Origin of the sequence: Pseudomonas rhodesiae, assembly GCF_013285305.1 — a bacterium.
In the GTDB taxonomy this organism is placed as follows: Bacteria; Pseudomonadota; Gammaproteobacteria; order Pseudomonadales; family Pseudomonadaceae; genus Aquipseudomonas; species Aquipseudomonas rhodesiae.
This window is the reverse complement of sequence record NZ_CP054205.1, coordinates 4,899,891-4,921,489: the sequence shown is the minus strand read 5'-3', so window position 1 is coordinate 4,921,489 and position 21,599 is coordinate 4,899,891. Positions and strand designations below refer to the sequence as shown.

Annotated in this window: 24 protein-coding genes; 23 read left to right on the top strand and 1 reads right to left on the bottom strand. The window is 59.1% G+C overall.

Features of this window, described 5'->3' with window-relative positions; translation table 11 throughout:
* The first annotated feature begins 23 nt into the window (after positions 1 to 23).
* The 4 genes from yajC (at position 24) to HRH33_RS22250 (ending at position 3,883) form a co-directional block, all read left to right on the top strand.
* Positions 24 to 362, top strand: a complete 339-nt coding sequence (gene yajC, locus HRH33_RS22265) for a preprotein translocase subunit YajC (protein WP_010565221.1) — start codon at positions 24 to 26, stop codon at positions 360 to 362.
* A 62-nt stretch (positions 363 to 424) separates the two neighbouring features.
* Complete coding sequence (secD, locus tag HRH33_RS22260; protein WP_034139236.1) at positions 425 to 2,293, top strand: protein translocase subunit SecD; 1,869 nt, start codon at positions 425 to 427, stop codon at positions 2,291 to 2,293.
* Positions 2,294 to 2,302: 9 nt separating this feature from the next.
* Positions 2,303 to 3,217: a protein translocase subunit SecF gene (gene secF / locus HRH33_RS22255; RefSeq protein ID WP_034115036.1), complete on the top strand. Its 915-nt coding sequence runs from the start codon at positions 2,303 to 2,305 to the stop codon at positions 3,215 to 3,217.
* 123 nt (positions 3,218 to 3,340) lie between these two features.
* Positions 3,341 to 3,883, top strand: coding sequence for a glycine zipper 2TM domain-containing protein (locus tag HRH33_RS22250; RefSeq protein WP_017530025.1), 543 nt, complete (start codon positions 3,341 to 3,343; stop codon positions 3,881 to 3,883).
* A 61-nt stretch (positions 3,884 to 3,944) separates the two neighbouring features.
* Here HRH33_RS22250 and suhB read toward each other — a convergent pair whose 3' ends face one another.
* Positions 3,945 to 4,760, bottom strand: a complete 816-nt coding sequence (gene suhB, locus HRH33_RS22245; RefSeq protein ID WP_003175971.1) for a type III secretion system regulator SuhB — start codon at positions 4,758 to 4,760, stop codon at positions 3,945 to 3,947.
* A 145-nt stretch (positions 4,761 to 4,905) separates the two neighbouring features.
* Between suhB and trmJ the strand changes: the two genes are divergently transcribed.
* The 19 genes from trmJ (at position 4,906) to der (ending at position 21,591) form a co-directional block, all read left to right on the top strand.
* Entirely contained in the window at positions 4,906 to 5,676 is a 771-nt protein-coding gene (gene trmJ / locus HRH33_RS22240) for a tRNA (cytosine(32)/uridine(32)-2'-O)-methyltransferase TrmJ (protein WP_034100444.1), read from the top strand.
* A gap of 2 nt (positions 5,677 to 5,678) precedes the next feature.
* The gene (gene cysE / locus HRH33_RS22235) at positions 5,679 to 6,461 is read left to right on the top strand and encodes a serine O-acetyltransferase (RefSeq protein WP_034100442.1); all 783 of its coding nucleotides are present in this window, start codon (positions 5,679 to 5,681) and stop codon (positions 6,459 to 6,461) included.
* Between the two features lie 226 nt (positions 6,462 to 6,687).
* A complete protein-coding gene (gene iscR / locus HRH33_RS22230) occupies positions 6,688 to 7,179 on the top strand; it encodes a Fe-S cluster assembly transcriptional regulator IscR (RefSeq protein WP_003194020.1) in 492 nt (163 codons plus the stop codon).
* A 50-nt stretch (positions 7,180 to 7,229) separates the two neighbouring features.
* On the top strand, positions 7,230 to 8,444 hold the full coding sequence (locus HRH33_RS22225; RefSeq protein WP_034100439.1) for an IscS subfamily cysteine desulfurase: 1,215 nt from the start codon (positions 7,230 to 7,232) through the stop codon (positions 8,442 to 8,444).
* Positions 8,445 to 8,543: 99 nt separating this feature from the next.
* Positions 8,544 to 8,930: a Fe-S cluster assembly scaffold IscU gene (iscU, locus tag HRH33_RS22220; protein WP_034100437.1), complete on the top strand. Its 387-nt coding sequence runs from the start codon at positions 8,544 to 8,546 to the stop codon at positions 8,928 to 8,930.
* Between the two features lie 28 nt (positions 8,931 to 8,958).
* Positions 8,959 to 9,282 carry an iron-sulfur cluster assembly protein IscA gene (gene iscA, locus HRH33_RS22215; protein WP_034139234.1) on the top strand — a complete coding sequence of 108 codons (324 nt, stop codon included), beginning with the start codon at positions 8,959 to 8,961 and terminating at the stop codon, positions 9,280 to 9,282.
* 8 nt (positions 9,283 to 9,290) lie between these two features.
* Positions 9,291 to 9,812: a co-chaperone HscB gene (hscB, locus tag HRH33_RS22210; RefSeq protein ID WP_167416618.1), complete on the top strand. Its 522-nt coding sequence runs from the start codon at positions 9,291 to 9,293 to the stop codon at positions 9,810 to 9,812.
* Between the two features lie 50 nt (positions 9,813 to 9,862).
* Complete coding sequence (gene hscA, locus HRH33_RS22205; protein ID WP_167416619.1) at positions 9,863 to 11,725, top strand: Fe-S protein assembly chaperone HscA; 1,863 nt, start codon at positions 9,863 to 9,865, stop codon at positions 11,723 to 11,725.
* Between the two features lie 3 nt (positions 11,726 to 11,728).
* Positions 11,729 to 12,070 (top strand): ISC system 2Fe-2S type ferredoxin, encoded by a 342-nt coding sequence (fdx, locus tag HRH33_RS22200; RefSeq protein WP_167416620.1) that lies wholly within the window; start codon positions 11,729 to 11,731, stop codon positions 12,068 to 12,070.
* A gap of 14 nt (positions 12,071 to 12,084) precedes the next feature.
* Positions 12,085 to 12,285, top strand: coding sequence for a Fe-S cluster assembly protein IscX (gene iscX, locus HRH33_RS22195; protein ID WP_034100428.1), 201 nt, complete (start codon positions 12,085 to 12,087; stop codon positions 12,283 to 12,285).
* Positions 12,286 to 12,377: 92 nt separating this feature from the next.
* A complete protein-coding gene (gene ndk, locus HRH33_RS22190) occupies positions 12,378 to 12,803 on the top strand; it encodes a nucleoside-diphosphate kinase (protein WP_034100426.1) in 426 nt (141 codons plus the stop codon).
* Between the two features lie 28 nt (positions 12,804 to 12,831).
* Entirely contained in the window at positions 12,832 to 13,980 is a 1,149-nt protein-coding gene (rlmN, locus tag HRH33_RS22185) for a dual-specificity RNA methyltransferase RlmN (RefSeq protein WP_094065503.1), read from the top strand.
* Between the two features lie 12 nt (positions 13,981 to 13,992).
* Positions 13,993 to 14,748, top strand: coding sequence for a type IV pilus biogenesis/stability protein PilW (pilW, locus tag HRH33_RS22180; protein WP_167416621.1), 756 nt, complete (start codon positions 13,993 to 13,995; stop codon positions 14,746 to 14,748).
* Positions 14,748 to 15,734 (top strand): RodZ domain-containing protein, encoded by a 987-nt coding sequence (locus tag HRH33_RS22175; RefSeq protein WP_034139227.1) that lies wholly within the window; start codon positions 14,748 to 14,750, stop codon positions 15,732 to 15,734. Before pilW ends, HRH33_RS22175 begins: the two co-directional genes overlap by 1 nt.
* Before the next feature lie 2 nt (positions 15,735 to 15,736).
* Positions 15,737 to 16,846 (top strand): flavodoxin-dependent (E)-4-hydroxy-3-methylbut-2-enyl-diphosphate synthase, encoded by a 1,110-nt coding sequence (ispG, locus tag HRH33_RS22170; protein WP_034100419.1) that lies wholly within the window; start codon positions 15,737 to 15,739, stop codon positions 16,844 to 16,846.
* Between the two features lie 21 nt (positions 16,847 to 16,867).
* Entirely contained in the window at positions 16,868 to 18,157 is a 1,290-nt protein-coding gene (hisS, locus tag HRH33_RS22165; protein ID WP_034115032.1) for a histidine--tRNA ligase, read from the top strand.
* A 41-nt stretch (positions 18,158 to 18,198) separates the two neighbouring features.
* Entirely contained in the window at positions 18,199 to 18,840 is a 642-nt protein-coding gene (locus tag HRH33_RS22160; protein WP_034100415.1) for a YfgM family protein, read from the top strand.
* On the top strand, positions 18,833 to 19,984 hold the full coding sequence (gene bamB / locus HRH33_RS22155; RefSeq protein WP_034100413.1) for an outer membrane protein assembly factor BamB: 1,152 nt from the start codon (positions 18,833 to 18,835) through the stop codon (positions 19,982 to 19,984). The genes HRH33_RS22160 and bamB overlap by 8 nt, the downstream gene beginning before the upstream one ends.
* Before the next feature lie 137 nt (positions 19,985 to 20,121).
* On the top strand, positions 20,122 to 21,591 hold the full coding sequence (gene der, locus HRH33_RS22150; RefSeq protein ID WP_034139225.1) for a ribosome biogenesis GTPase Der: 1,470 nt from the start codon (positions 20,122 to 20,124) through the stop codon (positions 21,589 to 21,591).
* Positions 21,592 to 21,599: the final 8 nt, after the last annotated feature.

Sequence of the window (21,599 nt, the reverse complement as noted above, 5' to 3'; positions counted from 1 at the left end):
ACTATTTGCAACTGGAGTGCTAAATGAGCTTTTTTATCTCTAACGCCATGGCCGACGCCGCTGCGCCTGCCGCTGCGGGCCCTATGGGCGGTGGTTTCGAGTGGATTTTCCTGGTCGGCTTCCTGGTCATCTTCTACCTGATGATCTGGCGTCCACAGGCCAAGCGCGCCAAAGAGCAGAAGAACCTGCTCAGCAGCCTGCAGAAAGGCGACGAAGTGGTCACCACTGGCGGTATCGCCGGCAAGATCACCAAGGTTTCCGATGCTTTCGTGGTGCTGGAAGTCTCCGACACCGTTGAAATGAAGTTCCAGAAGGGCGCCATCGCCGCCACGCTGCCTAAAGGCACGCTCAAAGCGATCTAAGTAACAACCTTTACCAATCGACGGGGCGCGCAAGGCGCCCCGCGTTATAAGCGGGCGGCGTGATGCTGAACAAATACCCTCTGTGGAAATACGTACTGATCCTGGCGGTGCTGGCGATCGGTTTTATTTATTCCGCTCCCAATCTCTATCCTGATGACCCGGCGATCCAGATCACTGGCGCCAGCACTTCGCTGCAGGTCAATCAGGCTGATCTGGACCGCGCGAGCAAGGCGCTCACCGACGCGGGTATCCAGGTCAAGGCGGCAACATTGGCGGCTGGTGCGAAGGGCGGCTTGTTGCGCCTGGCCAAGCAGGAAGACCAATTGCCGGCCAAGGATGTCGTGCGCAAGGCCATGGGTGACGACTATGTGGTCGCCTTGAACCTGGCGCAAACCACCCCGCAATGGCTGCGCAGCATTGGCGCGCACCCGATGAAGCTGGGTCTGGACTTGTCCGGTGGCGTGCACTTCCTGCTGGAAGTCGACATGGACAAAGCCCTCGACGCCCGCCTCAAGGTCTACGAAGGCGACGTGAAGAGCCTGCTGCGTAAAGAAAAGCTGCGTTATCGCAGCCTGCCGCAGCTCAACGGTGCCATCCAGCTGGGCTTCTCTGACGAAGCGTCCCGCGAACAGGCCCGTGCGCTGATCCGTAAGAACTTCAACGATTTCGACATCGTACCGGCCGACCTGAATGGTCAACCTGTACTGCGTCTGGCGATGAGCCCGGCCAAGATCGCGGAAATCCGCGAATACTCCATCAAGCAGAACTTGACCACGGTGCGTAACCGCGTCAACGAACTGGGTGTGGCCGAGCCGATCGTGCAGCGCCAGGGCGCCAACCGTATCGTGGTTGAGCTGCCGGGTGTGCAGGACACTGCTGAAGCCAAGCGTATCCTGGGCAAGACCGCCAACCTGGAATTCCGTTTGGCGGCTGAGCCGGGCGCTACCCGTGCTACTGCCGAAGAGTTCGAGTTCCGCGAAGGCAACCGTCCTCCGGCGCTGATCGAGCGTGGCTTGATCATCACCGGTGATCAGGTGACCGACGCCAAGGCCGGTTTTGGCGAGCACGGCACTCCTGAAGTGAATATCCGCCTGGATGGCCATGGCGGCGAACTGATGAGTCGCGCTACGCGCAGCAACGTCGGTCGCAGTATGGCGGTGATCTTCATCGAGCAACGCCCAATCACTACCTACACCAAGCAAATGGTCAACGGCGTCGAGAAAGACGTGCCGGTGCAGTCGTTCAAGGAAGAGAAGAAGATCATCAGTCTGGCGACCATTCAGTCGCCGCTGGGTGCTCAATTCCGCATCACCGGCCTGAACGGCCAGGGTGAATCGTCCGAACTGGCGCTGCTGCTGCGCGCCGGTGGCCTGGCCGCGCCGATGTACTTCGCCGAAGAACGTACCATTGGCCCGAGCCTGGGTGCGGACAACATCACCAAGGGTATCGATGCAGCCTTGTGGGGCATGCTTTTCGTATCGCTGTTCATCATCGCCATCTACCGCTTCTTCGGTGTCATCGCCACTGTGGCCCTGGCGGGCAACATGGTGATGCTGCTGGCTTTGATGTCGCTGCTGGGGGCAACGCTGACCCTGCCGGGTATCGCCGGTATCGTACTCACCATGGGTATGGCGGTGGATGCCAACGTGCTGATCTTCTCGCGAATTCGTGAAGAGATCGCCGCTGGCATGACGGTGCAGCGCGCAATCAACGAAGGCTTCGGCCGGGCATTTACCGCGATTCTCGACTCCAACCTGACCACATTGCTGGTCGGCGGGATTCTCTTTGCCATGGGCACCGGCCCGGTCAAAGGTTTTGCGGTGACCATGTCCCTCGGTATCTTTACCTCGATGTTCACGGCCATCATGGTGACCCGCGCAATGGTCAACCTGATCTTTGGCGGACGTGACTTCAAGAAGTTGTGGATTTAAGGGGCTGCCATGTTACGTACAATCAACTTCATGGGCGTTCGCAACATTGCGTTCGGCGCCACAGTGCTCCTTACCGTTCTGGCATTGTTCAGCTGGTTCCATAAGGGCCTGAACTACGGGCTGGACTTCACCGGCGGTACGCTCATCGAGCTGACCTACGAGAAGCCGGCCGACGTCACCCTGGTGCGCAACGAACTGGTCAAGGCCGGTTATCACGAAGCCGTGGTGCAGAACTTCGGCGCTACCACCGATCTGCTGGTGCGTATGCCTGGCGAAGACCCGCAACTGGGTCACCAGGTGGCCGAGGCTTTGCAGAAGGTCGGCGGCGATAACCCGGCGTCGGTCAAGCGCGTCGAGTTCGTGGGCCCGCAAGTGGGTGAAGAGCTGCGCGACCAGGGCGGCCTCGGCATGCTGATGGCGCTGGTCGGCATCATGATCTACCTGGCGTTCCGCTTTCAGTGGAAATTCGGCGTCGGCGCCATTGTGTCGCTGATCCATGACGTGATCGTAACCGTAGGCATCCTGGCTTACTTCCAGGTCACGTTCGACCTGACGGTGCTGGCGGCGGTGCTGGCGATCATTGGTTATTCGCTCAACGACACCATCGTGGTATTCGACCGGGTCCGCGAGAACTTCCGTGTACTGCGCAAGGCGACGTTGATCGAGAACATCAATATCTCCACCACCCAGACCCTGCTGCGGACCATGGCCACGTCGATCTCCACCTTGCTGGCGATCGCGGCGTTGATGATCTTCGGCGGCGACAACCTGTGGGGCTTCTCCCTGGCGCTGTTCATCGGCGTTCTGGCGGGCACCTACTCGTCGATCTACATCGCCAACGTGGTGTTGATCTGGCTGAACCTCAACAGCGAAGACCTGATTCCTCCGGCCATCACCGACAAGGAAGTCGACGATCGTCCTTGATGGGCGCTAGTTGATCGTTGTTACAAAGAAGGCACGAGTATTGAACTCGTGCCTTTTTTTTTGCTCCAAGGCTGGGTATAGCGCGGACCTTTCGGTCCGTTTGTGATGGTCAGGAGGTTCAACGTGAACAAGTCGTTACTGGTTGGTGCGGTATTGGGTGCTGTCGGTGTAACTGCCGGGGGTGCTGTCGCCACCTACAGCCTGGTAAAAAGCGGCCCTGAGTATGCGCAAGTACTGGCGGTGCAGCCGGTCAAGACCCAGATCAAAACCCCGCGTGAGGTCTGCAAGGACGTCACCGTGACCCGGCAGCGTCCGGTGCAGGATCAGCATCAAATCGCCGGTACCGTCGTCGGCGCCCTCGCAGGTGGCCTGCTGGGCAACCAGATCGGCGGCGGCAACGGTAAGAAACTGGCCACCGTGGCCGGTGCGGTCGGTGGTGGTTATGCCGGCAACAAGGTGCAGGAAGGTATGCAGAACCGCGATACCTACACCACCACGCAAACCCGTTGTAACACCGTCAACGACATCAGCGACAAGGTTGTCGGCTATGACGTGCGGTACACTTTGGATGGCAAGGAAGGTTCGGTGCGCATGGATCGTGATCCAGGCGGCCAGATTCCGGTCGATAAAGAAGGTCGTCTCATCCTGGGTCAGAATCAACAGTAATACCAGGAATGCACAGGCACAAAAAAAGCACCCCAGGGGTGCTTTTTTTGTGCTCGCTCGCTTAACGCTTCAGCGAGGCCGGCAGGTGCGGCTGGATCGCCGTCAGAACTGCCTTGAAGCATTTGGTGTTACCGGCAACGACATGGCCTTTTTCCAGGAAGTCGTGACCGCCGGTGAAGTCGCTCACCAGGCCGCCTGCTTCTTGAATCAGCAGTGCGCCTGCGGCCATGTCCCACTCGGACAGGCCCGACTCCCAGAAAGCGTCAAAACGACCGGCGGCAACGTAGGCCAGGTCCAGGCTGGCGGCGCCGGCGCGGCGGATGCCGGCGGTCTGGCCAACCAGGGCGCGGAACATGCCCAGGTAGTTTTCCAGGTTATCCATCTGGTCGTCGCGGAATGGGAAGCCAGTGCCCAGGAGAGCGCCGTCCAGGCTGGTGCGACCGCTGACGCGCAGGCGACGGCCATTGAGCTGGGCGCCACGGCCACGGCTGGCGGTGAATTCTTCCTGGCGAACCGGGTCGAGTACAACCGCATGTTCCAAACGGCCACGGTATTTGCAGGCAATGCTCACGGCAAAGTGCGGGATACCGCGCAGGAAGTTGGTGGTGCCATCCAGTGGGTCGATGATCCACAGGTAGTCTTCGCCTTCGCCGCTGCCTTTGTGCAAACCGGTTTCTTCGCCGAGTATGCCGTGGGTAGGGTAGGCCTTGCGCAGTGCGTCGATGATTTTCTGTTCGGCGGCGCGATCCACCTCGGATACATAATCCTTGGCGTCTTTTTCGTCGACCTTGATGGTATCCAGGCGCTCGATGGAGCGGAAGATCAATTCACTGGCGCTGCGGGCGGCGCGCAGCGCGATATTCAGCATGGGCTGCATGGATGTGTCACCTAAGGTTGTTAAAGAAAGCCGGGCATTCTAGCAGAAACTTTCTTCAGGTGAAGGACGACGTTCGCTTTCATGGCATAACCTTAGGCTGTTCTGTAAGATTTGCTCCCCTTTCCTGTGTCCGAGAGCGCCTCCCTTGCTGCAAAACATTCGTGTCGTCTTGGTCAATACCAGTCATCCCGGCAATATCGGTGGGGTGGCGCGAGCCATGAAAAACATGGGGCTGACGCGCCTGGTGCTGGTCGAGCCGCGTGTGTTCCCGCACCACGAGGCTGACGCGCGCGCGTCGGGCGCCAATGACATCCTTGAAAAGGCCCAGGTCGTCGCCACTTTGGAAGATGCCTTGGTCGGCTGCAACCTGGTGCTGGGCACCAGTGCCCGCGACCGTCGTATCCCGTGGCCATTGCTGGACCCGCGAGAGTGCGGGACCAAGGTGGTGGAGGAAGCGGCCGGCGGCGCTGAGATCGCCTTGGTATTTGGTCGTGAAGACTCCGGCCTGACCAACGAGGAGCTACAGCGATGTCACTTTCATGTGCACATTCCGTCAGATCCCGAGTTCAGTTCGCTGAACCTGGGGGCGGCGGTGCAGGTGTTGAGTTATGAAGTGCGCATGGCCTGGCTGGCCGCCGAAGGGCAGCCGAGCAAGGTCGAGAAGGATGAAGTGGCGTCCACTAAAAGTGGTGAGTTGGCCACCATGGACGAGCTGGAGCGATTCTATGAGCATCTGGAACATACTCTGGTGGCCATCGAATTCCTCGATCCTGAAAAACCGCGGCACTTGATGGCGCGCCTGCGCCGCCTGTACGGGCGCAGCTCGGTCAGCCGGGCGGAAATGAATATATTGCGTGGCATCCTCACGGAAACCCAGAAAGCGGCCCGTGGCGAACTCCTTAAACGGAAGGATTAAAAATGTTCGAGCGTTTGCGAGAAGATATCCAGAGTGTTTTTCACCGTGACCCGGCGGCGCGCAACGCCTTTGAAGTGCTGACCTGCTACCCGGGCATGCACGCGATCTGGATCCATCGTCTGTCCGGTGCACTGTGGAATATGGGCTGGAAATGGCTGGCGCGGCTGGTGTCGAATTTCGGTCGCTGGCTGACTGGGATTGAGATTCATCCGGGTGCCAAGGTGGGGCGGCGCTTCTTTATTGATCACGGCATGGGCATCGTTATTGGTGAAACCGCTGAGATCGGCGACGACGTAACGCTTTATCAAGGCGTGACCCTGGGCGGTACCAGTTGGAATAAAGGTAAGCGCCACCCTACGCTGGGCGATGGTGTGGTGGTCGGGGCGGGCGCCAAGGTGCTTGGTCCGTTCACGGTCGGCGCTGGTGCCAAGGTGGGCTCCAATGCTGTGGTGACCAAGGCGGTTCCGCCTGGCGCCACGGTGGTGGGCATTCCGGGGCGCATCATCGTCAAGCCGGAAGTCGGCGATGAGCAAGAGGCCAAGCGCAAGGCCATGGCCGAGAAAATCGGTTTCGATGCCTATGGCGTCAGCGAAGACATGCCCGACCCCGTGGCTCGCGCCATCGGGCAGTTGCTCGACCATCTGCAAGCGGTAGATGGAAAGTTGGATGGTATGTGCGGTGCACTGAAGGAGCTGGGTAGCACTTACTGTGCGAAAGATCTGCCTGAGCTGCGTGAAGAGGACTTCGCCGAAATCAAGGACGAAGCTGTCACGAAGGCCGGCTGAAGCCACCAAACCCCATGGGAGGGGCGAGCCCTCCCAGATTTTTGGCTCCATTGGTCTCGGAATTCCTGGTCGGTCCTGTTCTCGCTGTTCGATCCAACCCCATCCTGCTATGATTCGCGCGCCCTTTTTACGGGTAATCCTGACTAAAGTGCTAGGTCTTATAGTTGACTTAAATACTCGGGAATCGCATACTTGCTCCCATTCTGAAACACCTTGGTACTTGTCCATGAGACTGACTACAAAAGGCCGATACGCGGTGACTGCCATGCTCGACTTGGCCTTGCACGCGCAAACTGGGCCGGTGTCCCTGGCCGATATTTCCGAGCGTCAAGGCATTTCCCTGTCCTACCTTGAGCAACTGTTCGCCAAATTGCGCCGCAGTAATCTGGTCTCCAGTGTGCGTGGGCCGGGTGGTGGCTATCAATTGTCCCGCGACATGCAGGGCATTCAGGTAGCCCAGGTGATCGATGCGGTCAACGAATCGGTCGATGCCACAAAATGCCAGGGGTTGGGTGACTGCCATGCCGGCGATACCTGCCTTACACATCACTTGTGGTGTGATTTGAGCCTGCAGATCCATGAGTTTTTGAGTGGTATCAGCTTGGCTGATCTTGTGACTCGCCGTGAGGTGCAAGAAGTAGCCCAGCGTCAGGACCAGCGCCGTTGCAACACCAAGGCGCCGCGTCTGGACAAGATTGAAGCGTCCGCCGTCGAGTGACAGCCGCAGAGCTAACGGCACGCCAGCCAGCCTGATTTAGGAGAAAGTCCATGAAATTGCCGATTTACCTTGATTACTCAGCGACCACCCCGGTTGATCCGCGTGTCGCGCAAAAGATGAGCGAATGCCTGCTGGTTGACGGAAACTTCGGCAACCCGGCCTCCCGTTCCCACGTTTTCGGCTGGAAAGCCGAGGAAGCGGTTGAGAATGCTCGTCGCCAGGTTGCTGATCTGGTCGGTGCCGATCCGCGTGAAATTGTCTGGACCTCCGGTGCCACCGAGTCCGACAACCTGGCTATCAAGGGTGCCGCGCATTTCTACGCGACCAAGGGCAAGCACCTGATCACCACCAAGATTGAGCACAAGGCTGTCCTCGACACCATGCGCCAATTGGAGCGTGAAGGTTTCGAGGTGACTTATCTGGAGCCGACCACCGACGGCATCGTCACTCCGGCCATGATCGAAGCCGCGCTGCGTGAAGACACCATCCTGGTTTCCGTGATCCACGTTAACAACGAAATCGGCACCATCAATGACATCGCCGCGATCGGCGAGCTGACCCGCTCCAAGGGTGTGTTGCTGCACGTCGATGCGGCGCAGTCCACTGGCAAGGTCGATATCGATCTGTCGAAGCTGAAAGTCGATCTGATGTCGTTCTCTGCGCACAAGACTTACGGCCCCAAAGGCATTGGCGCGCTGTACGTGAGCCGCAAGCCGCGTGTGCGCATCGAAGCCACCATGCACGGCGGCGGTCACGAGCGCGGTATGCGTTCGGGCACCCTGGCGACCCACCAGATCGTCGGCATGGGTGAGGCATTCCGTGTAGCCAAGGAAGACATGGCTGCCGAAAACGTGCGCATCAAGGCGTTGAGCGATCGCTTCTTCAAACAGGTCGAGAACCTTGAAGAGCTGTACATCAACGGCAGCATGACCGCCCGCGTACCGCATAACCTGAATTTGAGCTTCAACTACGTCGAAGGCGAGTCGCTGATCATGGCGCTCAAGGATCTGGCGGTTTCCTCCGGTTCGGCCTGCACCTCGGCTTCCCTTGAGCCGTCCTACGTGTTGCGTGCCCTGGGCCGCAACGATGAACTGGCGCACAGCTCGATCCGCTTTACGTTTGGCCGTTTCACCACCGAAGAAGAAGTCGATTACGCCGCGCAGAAAGTCTGCGAAGCGGTCAACAAACTGCGTACCCTGTCGCCGCTGTGGGACATGTACAAAGACGGTGTCGACATTTCCAAAATCGAGTGGGCGGCACACTAACTATAGAAGCCGCCACCCCAGCTCTGTAGGAACGTGGCGGAAAACGCAGGCGTTTCTGCAGGGTTCCAGAGCGGCCCTGATGAGTGAGGATTCAGTACCATGGCTTACAGTGAAAAGGTCATCGACCATTACGAAAACCCGCGCAACGTCGGCAAGATGGACGCGCAAGACCCGGATGTCGGCACCGGCATGGTCGGCGCTCCCGCGTGCGGCGATGTGATGCGCCTGCAGATCAAGGTCAACGACGCTGGCGTGATTGAAGACGCTAAGTTCAAGACCTACGGTTGCGGTTCGGCCATCGCCTCCAGCTCCCTGGCGACCGAATGGATGAAAGGCAAGACCCTGGATGAAGCTGTCACCATCAGCAACACCCAGCTGGCTGAAGAGCTGGCCCTGCCGCCCGTGAAAATCCACTGCTCCGTACTCGCTGAAGACGCCATCAAGGCCGCCGTTCGCGACTACAAGCAGAAGAAAGGCTTGATCTAAGCATTTGGCGACGAGTAAGGAGTCAACGATGGCTATCAGCATGACAGAAGCGGCTGCGCGGCACGTGCGACGCTCCCTGGATGGGCGCGGTAAAGGTGAGGGGATTCGTCTGGGTGTTCGCACCACAGGCTGTTCCGGCCTTGCCTACGTGCTGGAGTTTGTCGACGAGGTAGTGGCGGAAGATAAGGTGTTCGAGAGTCACGGCGAGAAAGTGATCATCGATCCGAAAAGCCTGACCTACCTGGACGGCACCGAACTCGATTTCGTCAAGGAAGGGTTGAACGAAGGCTTCAAGTTCAACAACCCCAACGTTCGCGGTGAATGTGGCTGCGGCGAAAGCTTCAACATCTGAGGCTATTCGTGGGCACTCCTTGTCATTTCGCTTTATTCGATTTGCAGCCGAGCTTTCGGCTCGATCTTGAGCAGCTTGCCACGCGCTACCGAGAGTTGGCGCGTGGGGTGCATCCGGACCGCTTTGCCGACGCTTCCGAGCGTGAGCAGCGCCTGGCGCTGGAGCAATCGGCCAGCCTCAACGAAGCCTATCAGACCCTCAAGAGTCCGCCGAAACGCGCACGCTACCTGCTCGCGATGAACGGGGGCGAGTTGCCGTTGGAAGTCACCGTGCATGACCCCGACTTCCTGATGCAGCAGATGCAGTGGCGCGAGGAGCTGGAAGACTTGCAGGACGACGCCGATCTGGCGGGCGTCGCGGTCTTCAAGCGACGCCTGAAAACGGCCCAGGATGAGCTCAACGAAAGCTTCGCAGCCTGTTGGGATGATGCAGCGCAACGCGAACAGGCCGAACGCCTGATGCGGCGCATGCAGTTTCTCGACAAGCTCTCCTACGAAGTGCGCCAGCTAGAAGAGCGCCTCGACGATTAACCCAGTGCTGCCCCGTTGCACGCCTGATAGACAGATAAGACCTGATTACCATGGCTCTACTGCAGATCGCCGAACCCGGCCAAAGCCCACAACCGCACCAGCGACGCCTGGCGGTGGGGATTGACCTGGGCACCACCAATTCCCTGGTCGCTGCCTTGCGCAGCGGCCTGGCTGAGCCATTGCCCGATGCCGATGGCCAGGTGATCCTGCCGTCCGCCGTGCGTTACCACGCTGACAGCGTCGAAGTAGGCGAATCAGCCAGGCTCGCGGCCTCGGCCGACCCGCTCAACACGGTGCTGTCTGTTAAACGCCTGATGGGCCGTGGGCTATCCGACGTCAAGCAATTGGGCGATCAACTGCCGTATCGCTTTGTTGGCGGCGAGTCCCATATGCCGTTTATCGACACCGTCCAGGGCCCAAAAAGCCCGGTGGAAGTGTCGGCGGAAATTCTCAAGGTGCTGCGCTTGCGCGCGGAAACCACCCTGGGTGGCGAGCTGGTTGGCGCGGTGATTACCGTGCCCGCGTACTTCGATGACGCACAGCGCCAAGCCACCAAGGACGCGGCGAAGCTCGCTGGTCTGAATGTGCTGCGTTTGCTCAATGAGCCGACTGCGGCCGCAGTAGCCTATGGCCTGGACCAGCACGCCGAAGGCCTGGTTGCCATTTATGACCTGGGTGGCGGCACCTTTGATATCTCCATCCTGCGCCTGACCGGCGGTGTGTTCGAAGTGCTGGCCACCGGCGGCGATAGTGCCCTGGGCGGTGATGACTTCGATCACGCTATCGCGGGTTGGATCATCAGCGGCGCGGGCTTGTCCGCCGATCTCGATCCGGGCGCGCAGCGCAACCTGCTACAAACTGCCTGTGCGGCGAAAGAGGCGTTGACTGACGCCGCGTCCGTTGAAGTTTCCTACGGCGACTGGTCGGCTCAACTGACTCGCGAGACCTTCGATGCGCTGATCGAGCCGATGGTTGCCCGCAGCCTCAAGGCATGCCGCCGTGCCGTGCGCGACTCCGGTATCGAGCTGGAAGAAGTAGGGGCTGTGGTGATGGTCGGTGGCTCCACCCGTGTGCCGCGCGTGCGAGAGGCCGTGGCTGAGGCGTTTGGTCGTCAGCCGTTGACTGAAATCGACCCGGATCAGGTAGTTGCCATCGGTGCAGCCATCCAGGCCGATACTTTGGCCGGTAACAAGCGCGATGGCGGCGAATTGCTGTTACTCGACGTGATTCCGTTGTCGCTGGGTCTGGAAACCATGGGCGGCCTGATGGAGAAGGTGATTCCACGTAACACCACCATCCCCGTTGCCCGTGCCCAAGATTTCACCACGTACAAAGACGGCCAAACGGCCATGATGATTCATGTGCTGCAAGGCGAGCGCGAGCTGATCAGTGACTGCCGCTCCCTGGCGCGCTTCGAACTGCGCGGCATTCCGGCGATGGTTGCCGGTGCGGCGAAGATTCGCGTGACGTTCCAGGTCGACGCCGATGGATTGCTCAATGTGGCCGCGCGCGAACTGGGCTCGGGTGTTGAAGCCAGCATCCAGGTCAAGCCGTCCTACGGCCTGACCGACGGCGAAATCGCCAAAATGCTCAAGGATTCGTTCCAGCACGCCAGTGACGACAAGGTCGCCCGGGTGCTACGCGAACAGCAAGTGGACGCCCAGCGTCTGCTTGAGGCGGTGCAGGGCGCCCTGGATGTCGATGGCGAGCGCCTGCTGGACGCTGAAGAACGCATGGTCATTGACTTGCAGATGCAGGAATTGGCCGAACTGATGAAAGGTAACGATGGTTATGCCATCGAACAGCAGACCAAGCGCCTGTCGCAAGTCACCGATGCCTTTGCCGCCCGCCGTATGGATCAGACGGTTAAAGCCGCGCTGGCGGGCCGCAACCTGAATGAAATTGAGGAATAACTGATGCCGCAGGTCACTTTTCTACCGCACGCCGAGCATTGCCCGGATGGCATGGTCGTGCAGGCTGAGACCGGCAAGTCCCTTCTTGAAGTTGCCCATGACCACCATATCGAGATCGAAAGTGCCTGTGGTGGCGTGAACGCCTGTACCACCTGCCACTGCATCATTCGTAAAGGTTTTGATAGCCTCAACGAGGCCGACGATCTGGAAGAAGACTTTCTTGACAGGGCGTGGGGCCTTGAGCCGACATCGCGCCTGAGTTGTCAGGCGAAAGTGGGAACTGAAGATCTCACTGTGGAAATCCCGAAATATTCGCTCAACCATGCGGCCGAAGCGCCGCATTGATTCAAGGAAATGTCATGAGCCTGAAATGGGTTGATGTACAAGAAATCGCTATACAACTTGCTGAAGCTCACCCTGAGGTCAATCCTCTAACGGTCAACTTCGTCAAGTTGCGTAATTTGGTATTGGAGCTGCCTGACTTTGACGACGTCCCGGACCGGGGCGGCGAAAAGGTTCTGGAGGCGATTCAAGGCCTGTGGATCGAAGAAGCAGACTGAACCGCCTTTTTACGCAGTTAGGCAATACCCAATAACCCGCGTATAATTCGCGGGTTTAATTTTTCGTAAATTACCGTTTCTGGAGTTACACCATGGCTGTTCAACGTACTTTCTCCATCATCAAGCCTGACGCTGTTGCAAAAAACGTCATCGGCGAGATCACCACTCGTTTCGAAAAAGCCGGCCTGAAGGTGGTAGCTTCGAAACTCAAGCAACTGTCCAAAGCTGAAGCTGAAGGCTTTTACGCTGAGCACAAAGAGCGTGGTTTCTTCGGTGACCTGGTTGCTTTCATGATCTCCGGTCCTGTTGTCGTTCAGGTGCTGGAAGGCGAAAACGCTATCGCTCTGAACCGTGAGCTGATGGGCGCTACCAACCCTAAAGAAGCCGCTGCCGGCACCATCCGTGCCGATTTCGCTGAATCCATCGACGCCAACGCTGTACACGGTTCGGACTCCGAAGCCGCTGCCGCTCGCGAAATCTCGTACTTCTTCGCAGCTACTGAAGTAACCACTCGCTAAGCATCGGCTTAAGAGTGAAGGTGAATCCATGACTACATCGACTGTAAAAACCAACCTGCTGGGTCTGACTCAACAGGAAATGGAAAAATTCTTCGACTCAATCGGGGAGAAGCGTTTCCGTGCCGGTCAGGTAATGAAGTGGATTCACCACTTTGGCGTCGACGATTTCGACGCCATGACGAACGTCAGCAAAGCCTTGCGCGACAAGCTCAAGGCCATTGCTGAGGTCCGTGGTCCCGAAGTGGTCAGCGAGGACATTTCCAGCGACGGCACCCGTAAGTGGGTGGTGCGTGTGGCGTCCGGCAGCTGCGTCGAGACCGTTTACATTCCCCAGGGCAAGCGCGGCACATTGTGCGTTTCGTCCCAGGCAGGCTGTGCCCTGGATTGCAGTTTCTGCTCCACCGGCAAGCAAGGCTTCAATAGCAACCTCACGGCCGCCGAAGTCATCGGCCAGGTGTGGATTGCCAACAAATCCTTTGGCAGCGTCCCGGCAACCGTCGACCGTGCCATCACCAACGTGGTGATGATGGGCATGGGTGAGCCGCTGCTGAACTTCGACAACGTCGTTTCGGCCATGCACCTGATGATGGACGACCTGGGCTACGGCATCTCCAAGCGCCGTGTGACCCTCTCGACCTCCGGCGTGGTGCCGATGATCGATGAGCTGTCCAAGCACATCGACGTCTCCCTGGCGTTGTCGCTGCACGCACCCAATGACGCATTGCGTAACCAATTGGTGCCGATCAACAAGAAGTATCCGCTTAAGATGCTGCTCGAATCTTGCCAGCGCTACATGTCGTCCCTGGGCGAAAAGCGCGTGCTGACCATCGAGTACACCTTGCTCAAAGACATCAACGACAAGGTCGAACACGCGGTCGAGATGATCGAGTTGCTCAAGAACATCCCATGCAAGATCAACCTGATTCCGTTTAACCCGTTTCCCCATTCTGGCTACGAGCGGCCGAGCAACAACGCCATTCGTCGTTTCCAGGATCTACTGCACCAGGCCGGCTTCAATGTCACCGTACGCACCACCCGTGGTGAAGACATCGACGCCGCCTGTGGCCAATTGGTAGGACAGGTGCTGGATCGCACCCGTCGCAGCGAACGTTATATTGCGGTGCGCGAACTGAGCGCCGCCGACGATATGCCGCAAAGCGCTGTGAATCGAACCTGAGAGAGGATCTCTATGCCCTTGCGCCTTGCGCTGCTTCTGCTGATTACCGGTCTTGCCGGGTGTGTTTCATCGGGCCATGAGCACCCTTTGCAAACCGGCAAGGGCCGTGACGAAGCGCGAGTCGCTTATGTTCAGTTAGGGTTGGGCTATTTGCAGCAGGGCATGAGCGAACAGGCCAAGGTACCGTTGAAAAAGGCCCTTGAGCTGGACGGCGATGATGCCGATGCTAACGCAGCGTTGGCGCTGGTCTTTCAAGCCCAGGCCGAGCCGGAACTGGCTGACGGTTATTTCAAGAAGGCCCTGGCTGCCCGTCCTGACGACCCACGGTTGCTGAACAACTACGGTAGCTTCCTGTTCGCGCAGAAACGATATGACCAGGCCGCCGATTATTTCCAACGAGCAAGCGTTGATACCCTCTACCCTGAGCGCTCGCGGGTATTCGAAAATCTCGGGGTTAATGCGGTGCGCCTCGGCCAGCGTGAAGACGCCCGCCGGCATCTGGAAAAGGCTCTGCATTTGAACGCTCGCCAGCCGCGTGCCTTGCTCGAAATGGCTGAGTTGTCTTATGAAGACAGGCATTATGTGCCGGCCCGCGACTATTACGAACGTTTTAGCCTGCTCAGCGGGCAAAATGCACGTAGTCTATTGCTCGGCGTGCGCCTGGCGACGGTTCATGAAGAACGCGACACGGCCGCACGGTTTGGCCAGCAACTCGAACGACTCTATCCCGGTACCCCGGAATATCAGCAATACCTGTCGGAGCAATGATGAAAGCGGCGCACCCGGAAGTTGTAGCAGCTAATCGCGTAAACCCAGGCGAGACCTTGCGTCAAGCCCGCGAAAGCAATGGTTGGTCGCTGGCGGAAGTGGCCCTCAAGCTCAATTTGACCACTACGTCCCTGGCTAACCTTGAAGCAGGCGCGTTCGACAAGTTACCTGGGCATACCTTCGCCCGTGGCTATATCCGCGCTTATGCCAAATTGCTGGGTATCGACCAGGCCGTATTGGTTCAGGAGTTCGACCAGTACACCGGCACCGACTCCCAAGGCAGCAGCGTGCATGGGCTGGGACGTATTGAAGAGCCGGTACGCGTTTCTCACACTATTTTGCGAATTGTCAGCCTTTTGCTGCTGATCGCCGTGATTGGCGGCGGTTTTGTCTGGTGGCAAGACCAGACCTCCCAGCGCACCAAGGACATGACCAGTAACGCCATGGAGCATGTCGAAGTCGAAAGCGCCGATGGCACCACCCAGATTCATCCGTTGGATGAGCCGGAAGACCAGGCCGTTGTCGAGGGGCAGACCACACCTGAGGCGCCACTGGCCACTGAGCAGCCGCTCGCATCGGAAACCGCGCCGGCTGCGACCGCGCCTGCGGCCCCCGCAACACCGGCTGCGCCTGCCGCTCAAGCCCATGTGCCTGCCGTGCCCGCACAGGCTCCAGCGACCACCGCCCCGGCTGCTCCGGCCACCCCGGCGATTTCGCCGCCCACCACGCCTGCGTTGATTGCCGGTGACGGGCGCGTACAGATCACTTTCATCGCTGATTGCTGGACGCAGCTCACCGATGGCAATGGCAAAGTGCTGTTTAGCGGTCTCAAGCGCAAGGGCGATACGCTGGACCAGGGCGGCAAGCCTCCTTTGACGCTGCGTCTGGGCTACGCCCGAGGCGCACAAGTGGCCTATAACGGCCAGCCTGTGGACGTGGCGCCGTTCACCAGTGGCGAGACCGCTCGCCTCAAGTTGGGACAATAGTCATGCACGGCGAATCTCCAATCAAACGTCGCGTATCGCGCAAGATCTGGGTCGGCTCGGTGCCGGTGGGCGGCGATGCTCCCATCGCGGTGCAGAGCATGACCAACAGCGACACCAATGATGTGGCCGCAACCGTTGCCCAGATCAATCGCCTGGAAGCTGCCGGTGTGGACATCGTGCGGGTGTCCGTGCCGGACATGGATGCCGCTGAGGCATTCGGTCGTATCAAGCAATTGGTCAAAGTGCCGTTGGTGGCCGACATTCACTTCGACTACCGCATAGCCTTGCGCGTTGCGGAGCTCGGTGTGGACTGCCTGCGCATCAACCCGGGCAACATTGGTCGCGAAGACCGCGTGCGTGCGGTGGTGGATGCCGCGCGTGATCGTGGGATCCCTATCCGTATTGGCGTCAACGCCGGTTCCCTGGAAAAAGACCTGCAAAAAAAATACGGCGAGCCAACCCCGGCGGCGCTGGTTGAGTCGGCGTTGCGCCACGTTGAACATCTGGAGCGCCTGAATTTCCAGGACTTCAAGGTCAGCGTAAAAGCCTCCGATGTGTTCATGGCGGTAGAAGCCTACCGTTTATTGGCCAAGGAAATCGTGCAGCCGCTGCACCTGGGTATCACCGAAGCGGGCGGTTTGCGCTCAGGCACAGTGAAATCTGCGGTGGGTCTCGGTATGCTGCTCGCCGAAGGGATTGGCGATACCATCCGCATCTCCTTGGCGGCAGACCCGGTAGAGGAAGTGAAAGTCGGCTACGACATTCTCAAATCCCTGCATTTGCGTTCCCGAGGCATCAACTTCATCGCCTGCCCGAGCTGCTCGCGGCAGAATTTCGACGTGGTGAAAACCATGAACGATCTGGAAGGGCGCCTCGAAGATCTGCTGGTACCGCTGGATGTCGCGGTGATCGGTTGTGTGGTCAACGGGCCGGGTGAAGCCAAGGAAGCCCATATTGGCTTGACCGGCGGTACACCGAACCTGATTTACATCGACGGCAAACCGTCGCAGAAGTTGACGAATGACAATCTGGTGGATGAGCTTGAACGGCTGATCCGCGAGAAAGCGGCCGAGAAGGTCGCGGCTGACGCAGCGCTGATCGCACGCGGCTAAGAACGAATTTAAGGATTTGATGTGAGCAAGTCTCTGCAAGCCATTCGTGGCATGAACGACATCCTGCCCGACCAGACGCCACTGTGGCGCTATTTCGAGGGGACTGTCGCGCGCCTGCTGGATAACTACGGTTACAAGCAGATCCGCATGCCCATCGTCGAGTTCACCGAGCTGTTCAAGCGCTCCATCGGTGAAGTGACCGACATCGTCGAAAAAGAGATGTACACCTTCGAAGACCGCAACGGCGACTCCCTGACCCTGCGTCCGGAAGGTACTGCCGCCTGCGTGCGCGCAGTACTCGAACACGGCCTGACCGGTGGCGGCCAGCCGCAGAAACTGTGGTACATCGGCCCGATGTTTCGTCACGAGCGTCCGCAGAAGGGCCGTTATCGCCAGTTTCACCAGATCGGCCTGGAAGTGTTCAACCTCGATGGCCCGGACATTGACGCCGAATTGATCGTGCTGACCTGGCGCCTGTGGGGCATGTTGGGCATCCGCGATGCAGTCAAGCTTGAACTCAACAGCCTGGGCACCAGCGAGTCCCGTGGGCGCTATCGCGAAGCCCTGGTTGAATTCCTGTCCGCGCGCCTGGATCAGTTGGATGAAGACAGCCAGCGCCGTCTGAAGACCAACCCGCTGCGCGTGCTGGACACCAAGAACGCCGATACCCAGGCGGTCCTGGTCGACGCGCCGAAAATGGCCGATTACCTGGACGACGAATCCCGCACGCACTTCGAGGGCCTCAAGGCTCGCCTGGATGCGGCCGGTATTCCCTACGTGATCAATCCGAAATTGGTACGTGGCCTGGATTACTACAGCAAAACCGTATTCGAATGGGTTACCGACAAGCTCGGCGCCCAGGGCACCGTGTGTGCCGGTGGCCGTTATGATGGCCTGGTCGAGCAGATGGGCGGCAAGCCGACCACCGGCGTAGGTTTTGCCATGGGCATCGAGCGCTTGATCCTGCTGCTGGAAACCCTGGAGCAGGTGCCGGAAGAAATTTCCCGTCAGGTGGATGTGTACCTGTGCGCCTTTGGCGAGGCCGCCGAGTTGGCTGCACTGGCCTTGAGCGAAAAGGTTCGCGACCAACTGCCAAACCTGCGCTTGCAGATCAACGCCGGCGCGGGCAGCTTCAAGAGCCAGTTCAAGAAAGCCGACAAGAGCGGTGCGTTGTACGCATTGATCCTGGGCGATGACGAGTTGGCCCAGCAAGTGATAGGTTTCAAACCCCTGCGTGGCCAGGGCGAGCAACAGAATATTGCCTTTGATGCGCTCGCAGCGCACTTGGCCACCTGCGTCGTGCAGGGTTGAAGCTGTCGAACAGCCGAATTTAGCGATTAAGGAGTATTGGGGTGTCGAGTACTGATGATGAGCAGTTGGCCGAGTTCAAGGACTGGTGGCAGCGTAACGGCAAGCCCCTGGTTACCGGCGGTCTGCTGGCTTTAGTGGTGGTGTTCGGCTGGCAAGCCTGGACCAAGTATCAGGCCAACCAATCCCAAGGCGCCTCGATCGTTTATCAGCAATTGCTGGAAACCACCCTGACACCGGACGGTAAGCCCGATCCGGCGCGCGTGGCCGACCTGGCCGGCAAGCTGAAGAACGAATTCGGCGGCAGCACCTACGCCCAGTACGGCAGCTTGTTCGTCGCGAAAGTCGCGGTCGATACCGGCAAGCTGGATGATGCAGCCACCGAGCTGAAAGCCATCGTCGACAAGCCGACCAACCCGACCCTGGGTGAAATCGCGCGTCAACGCCTGGCTCAGGTGATGGCGGCACAGAACAAAGCTGACGAAGCACTCAAACTGCTCGACGGCGATGCTGACAAAGCATTTGTAGCCACTCGCGAAGAGCTCAAGGGCGACCTGCTGGTCCAATTGGGTCGTACCGACGAAGCGAATGCTGCGTACCAAAAAGCCAAGGCGGCGCTGTCTGATGAAGCGGCAGTCGGTGGCTTACAAATCAAGCTGGACGACTTGGCCAAAGGGGATGCGTGACGTGATCCGTTGGAAACATGCAGCATTGCTGGCTCTGGCCGTTCTGGCCGCGGGTTGCAGCAGCAACAGTAAAAAAGAACTGCCTCCGGCCGAGCTGACCAGCTTCAAGGAAGAAGTGGTCCTGCAAAAGCAGTGGAGCCGCTCCATCGGTGACGGTCAGGGCGAAACCTACAACATGTTGGTGCCGGCTATTGACGGTGAAAACATCGTTGCCGCTGACGTGACCGGCGTTGTGATCTCGATGGATCGCATGAACGGCGACGTCAAGTGGAAAAAAGACCTGGAACTGCCAGTGTCCGGCGCCGTTGGCGTGGGTTATGGCCTGGTAATGCTCGGCACGCTCAAGGGCGAAGTCGTGGCGCTGGATTCCAGCACCGGTGAAGAGAAATGGCGCGCTCGCGTGACCAGTGAAGTACTCGCACCCCCTGCCACCAATGGCAATGTGGTCGTGGTGCAGACCCAGGACGACCGTGTGATTGGCCTGGACGCCAGCACCGGCGAACAGCGCTGGTTGTACGACAGTACCCCGGCGGTGTTGACCTTGCGCGGTACCAGCGGTCCGGTAGTGACCAATAATCTGGCCGTGGTAGGTCTGTCGACCGGTAAAGTGGTCGCCCTTGATACGCTTAACGGCGTACCGGCCTGGGAAACCCGCGTGGCCATCCCACAAGGTCGTTCCGAGCTGGACCGCGTTGTGGATATCGATGGCGGGTTGCTGCTGTCGGGCGAAACCCTCTACGTCGCCACTTACCAAGGCCGTGTCGCGGCACTGGACCTGCAGACCGGTCGGGTGAACTGGCAGCGTGATGCTTCCAGCTACGCCGGTGTCGCGCAGGGGCTTGGCAGCGTCTATGTCAGCCTGGCGTCGGGAACCGTGGAAAGCGTCGACGAGCGTACTACCACTGCGTTGTGGAGCAATGACTCGCTGGCTCGCCGTCAGTTGTCGGCGCCGGAAGTATTCTCCAGCTATGTGGCGGTCGGCGACTTCGAAGGCTACCTGCACCTGCTGAGCCAGGTGGACGGTCGCTTTGTCGGTCGCGAGCGTATCGACAGCGACGGCCTGCGTGCGCGTCCGCTGGTGGTGGGTAACATGCTTTATGTGTATGGCAACAGCGGCAAGCTGGAAGCCCTGACCATCAAGTAAAGGTTTGACTATGCTTGGGGTTACCCCCAGGCGGCCCTGCTTCGGCAGGGCATGCGGCATGAATATGCTGCCCCGAGCACCAGCCGCTGCCCTGCAGCGGCTTTTGTATTTTCTGAAATAACGAAGTGGAGAGCCGCATGGTTCCCGTAATCGCCCTGGTGGGCCGACCTAACGTCGGCAAGTCCACCTTGTTCAACCGCCTGACCAGGACTCGCGACGCCATTGTCGGCGACTTGTCCGGTCTGACCCGTGATCGCCAATACGGTGAGGCAAAGTGGCAAGGGCGCTCCTACATTATCGTCGACACCGGTGGTATCTCCGGTGACGAGCATGGCATGGACGAAAAAATGGCCGAGCAGTCGCTGCTGGCCATTGAAGAAGCCGATGTCGTGTTGTTCCTGGTGGACGCCCGCGCGGGCTACACCGCTGCCGACCAGATGATCGGCGAGCACCTGCGCAAGCGCAACAAACGCTCCTACCTGGTCGCCAACAAGATCGACAACATCGATCCTGAGCAGGCCCGTGCTGAATTCAGCCCGATGGGCCTGGGTGACGCGATCCCTATTGCCGGTGCCCACGGTCGCGGCATCACTCAGATGTTGGAGGTCGCTCTGCGCGACTTCCCGAAAGATGATGTCGAGGAAGAAGAGGGCGAAGAAGAGATCGTCGCCGAAGGCGAGGAAGCCAAGCGCATTCCTGGCCCGAGCGAAAAAGACGGTATCAAGATCGCCATTATCGGCCGCCCCAACGTGGGCAAGTCGACCCTGGTCAACCGCATGCTCGGTGAAGACCGCGTCATCGTCTATGACCAACCAGGCACCACCCGCGACAGCATCTACATCCCGTTCGAACGCAACGACGAGAAGTACACGCTGATCGATACCGCCGGTGTGCGCAAGCGCGGCAAGATCCATGAGGAAGTTGAAAAATTCTCCGTGGTGAAGACCCTGCAAGCCATCAAGGACGCCAACGTGGTGATCTTTGTGATGGACGCCCGTGAAGGCGTGGTGGACCACGACCTCAACCTGCTGGGCTTCGCCCTGGAGGCCGGTCGGGCACTGGTGATCGCGATCAACAAGTGGGACGGCATGACGCCGAGCGAGCGCGACTTCGTCAAGGTCGAGCTGCAGCGTCGACTGTTCTTCGTCGAGTTTGCAGATATCCACTTCATCTCGGCGTTGCACGGCACTGGCGTGGGTAACCTGTATGCCTCCGTACAGAACTCGTTCAAGTCCGCGGTCACCCGCTGGCCGACCAACCGTCTGACCCAGATCCTGGAAGACGCAGTGGGCGAGCACGCGCCGCCGATGGTCAATAACCGCCGGATCAAGCTGCGTTACGCCCACTTGGGTGGTGCCAACCCGCCGATTATCGTGATCCACGGTAACCAGATCGAGAAGGTGCCCAAGTCCTACGTGCGTTACCTGGAAAACACCTACCGCCGCGTCTTGAAACTGGTCGGTACGCCGATTCGTATCGAGTTCAAAGGTGGCGAGAACCCATACGAAGGCAACAAGAACACACTGACTGACCGTCAGGTGAACAAGAAGCGTCGTTTGATGACTCACCACAAGAAAGCCGACAAAAAGCGCCGCGACAAGCGCTGATATCGACT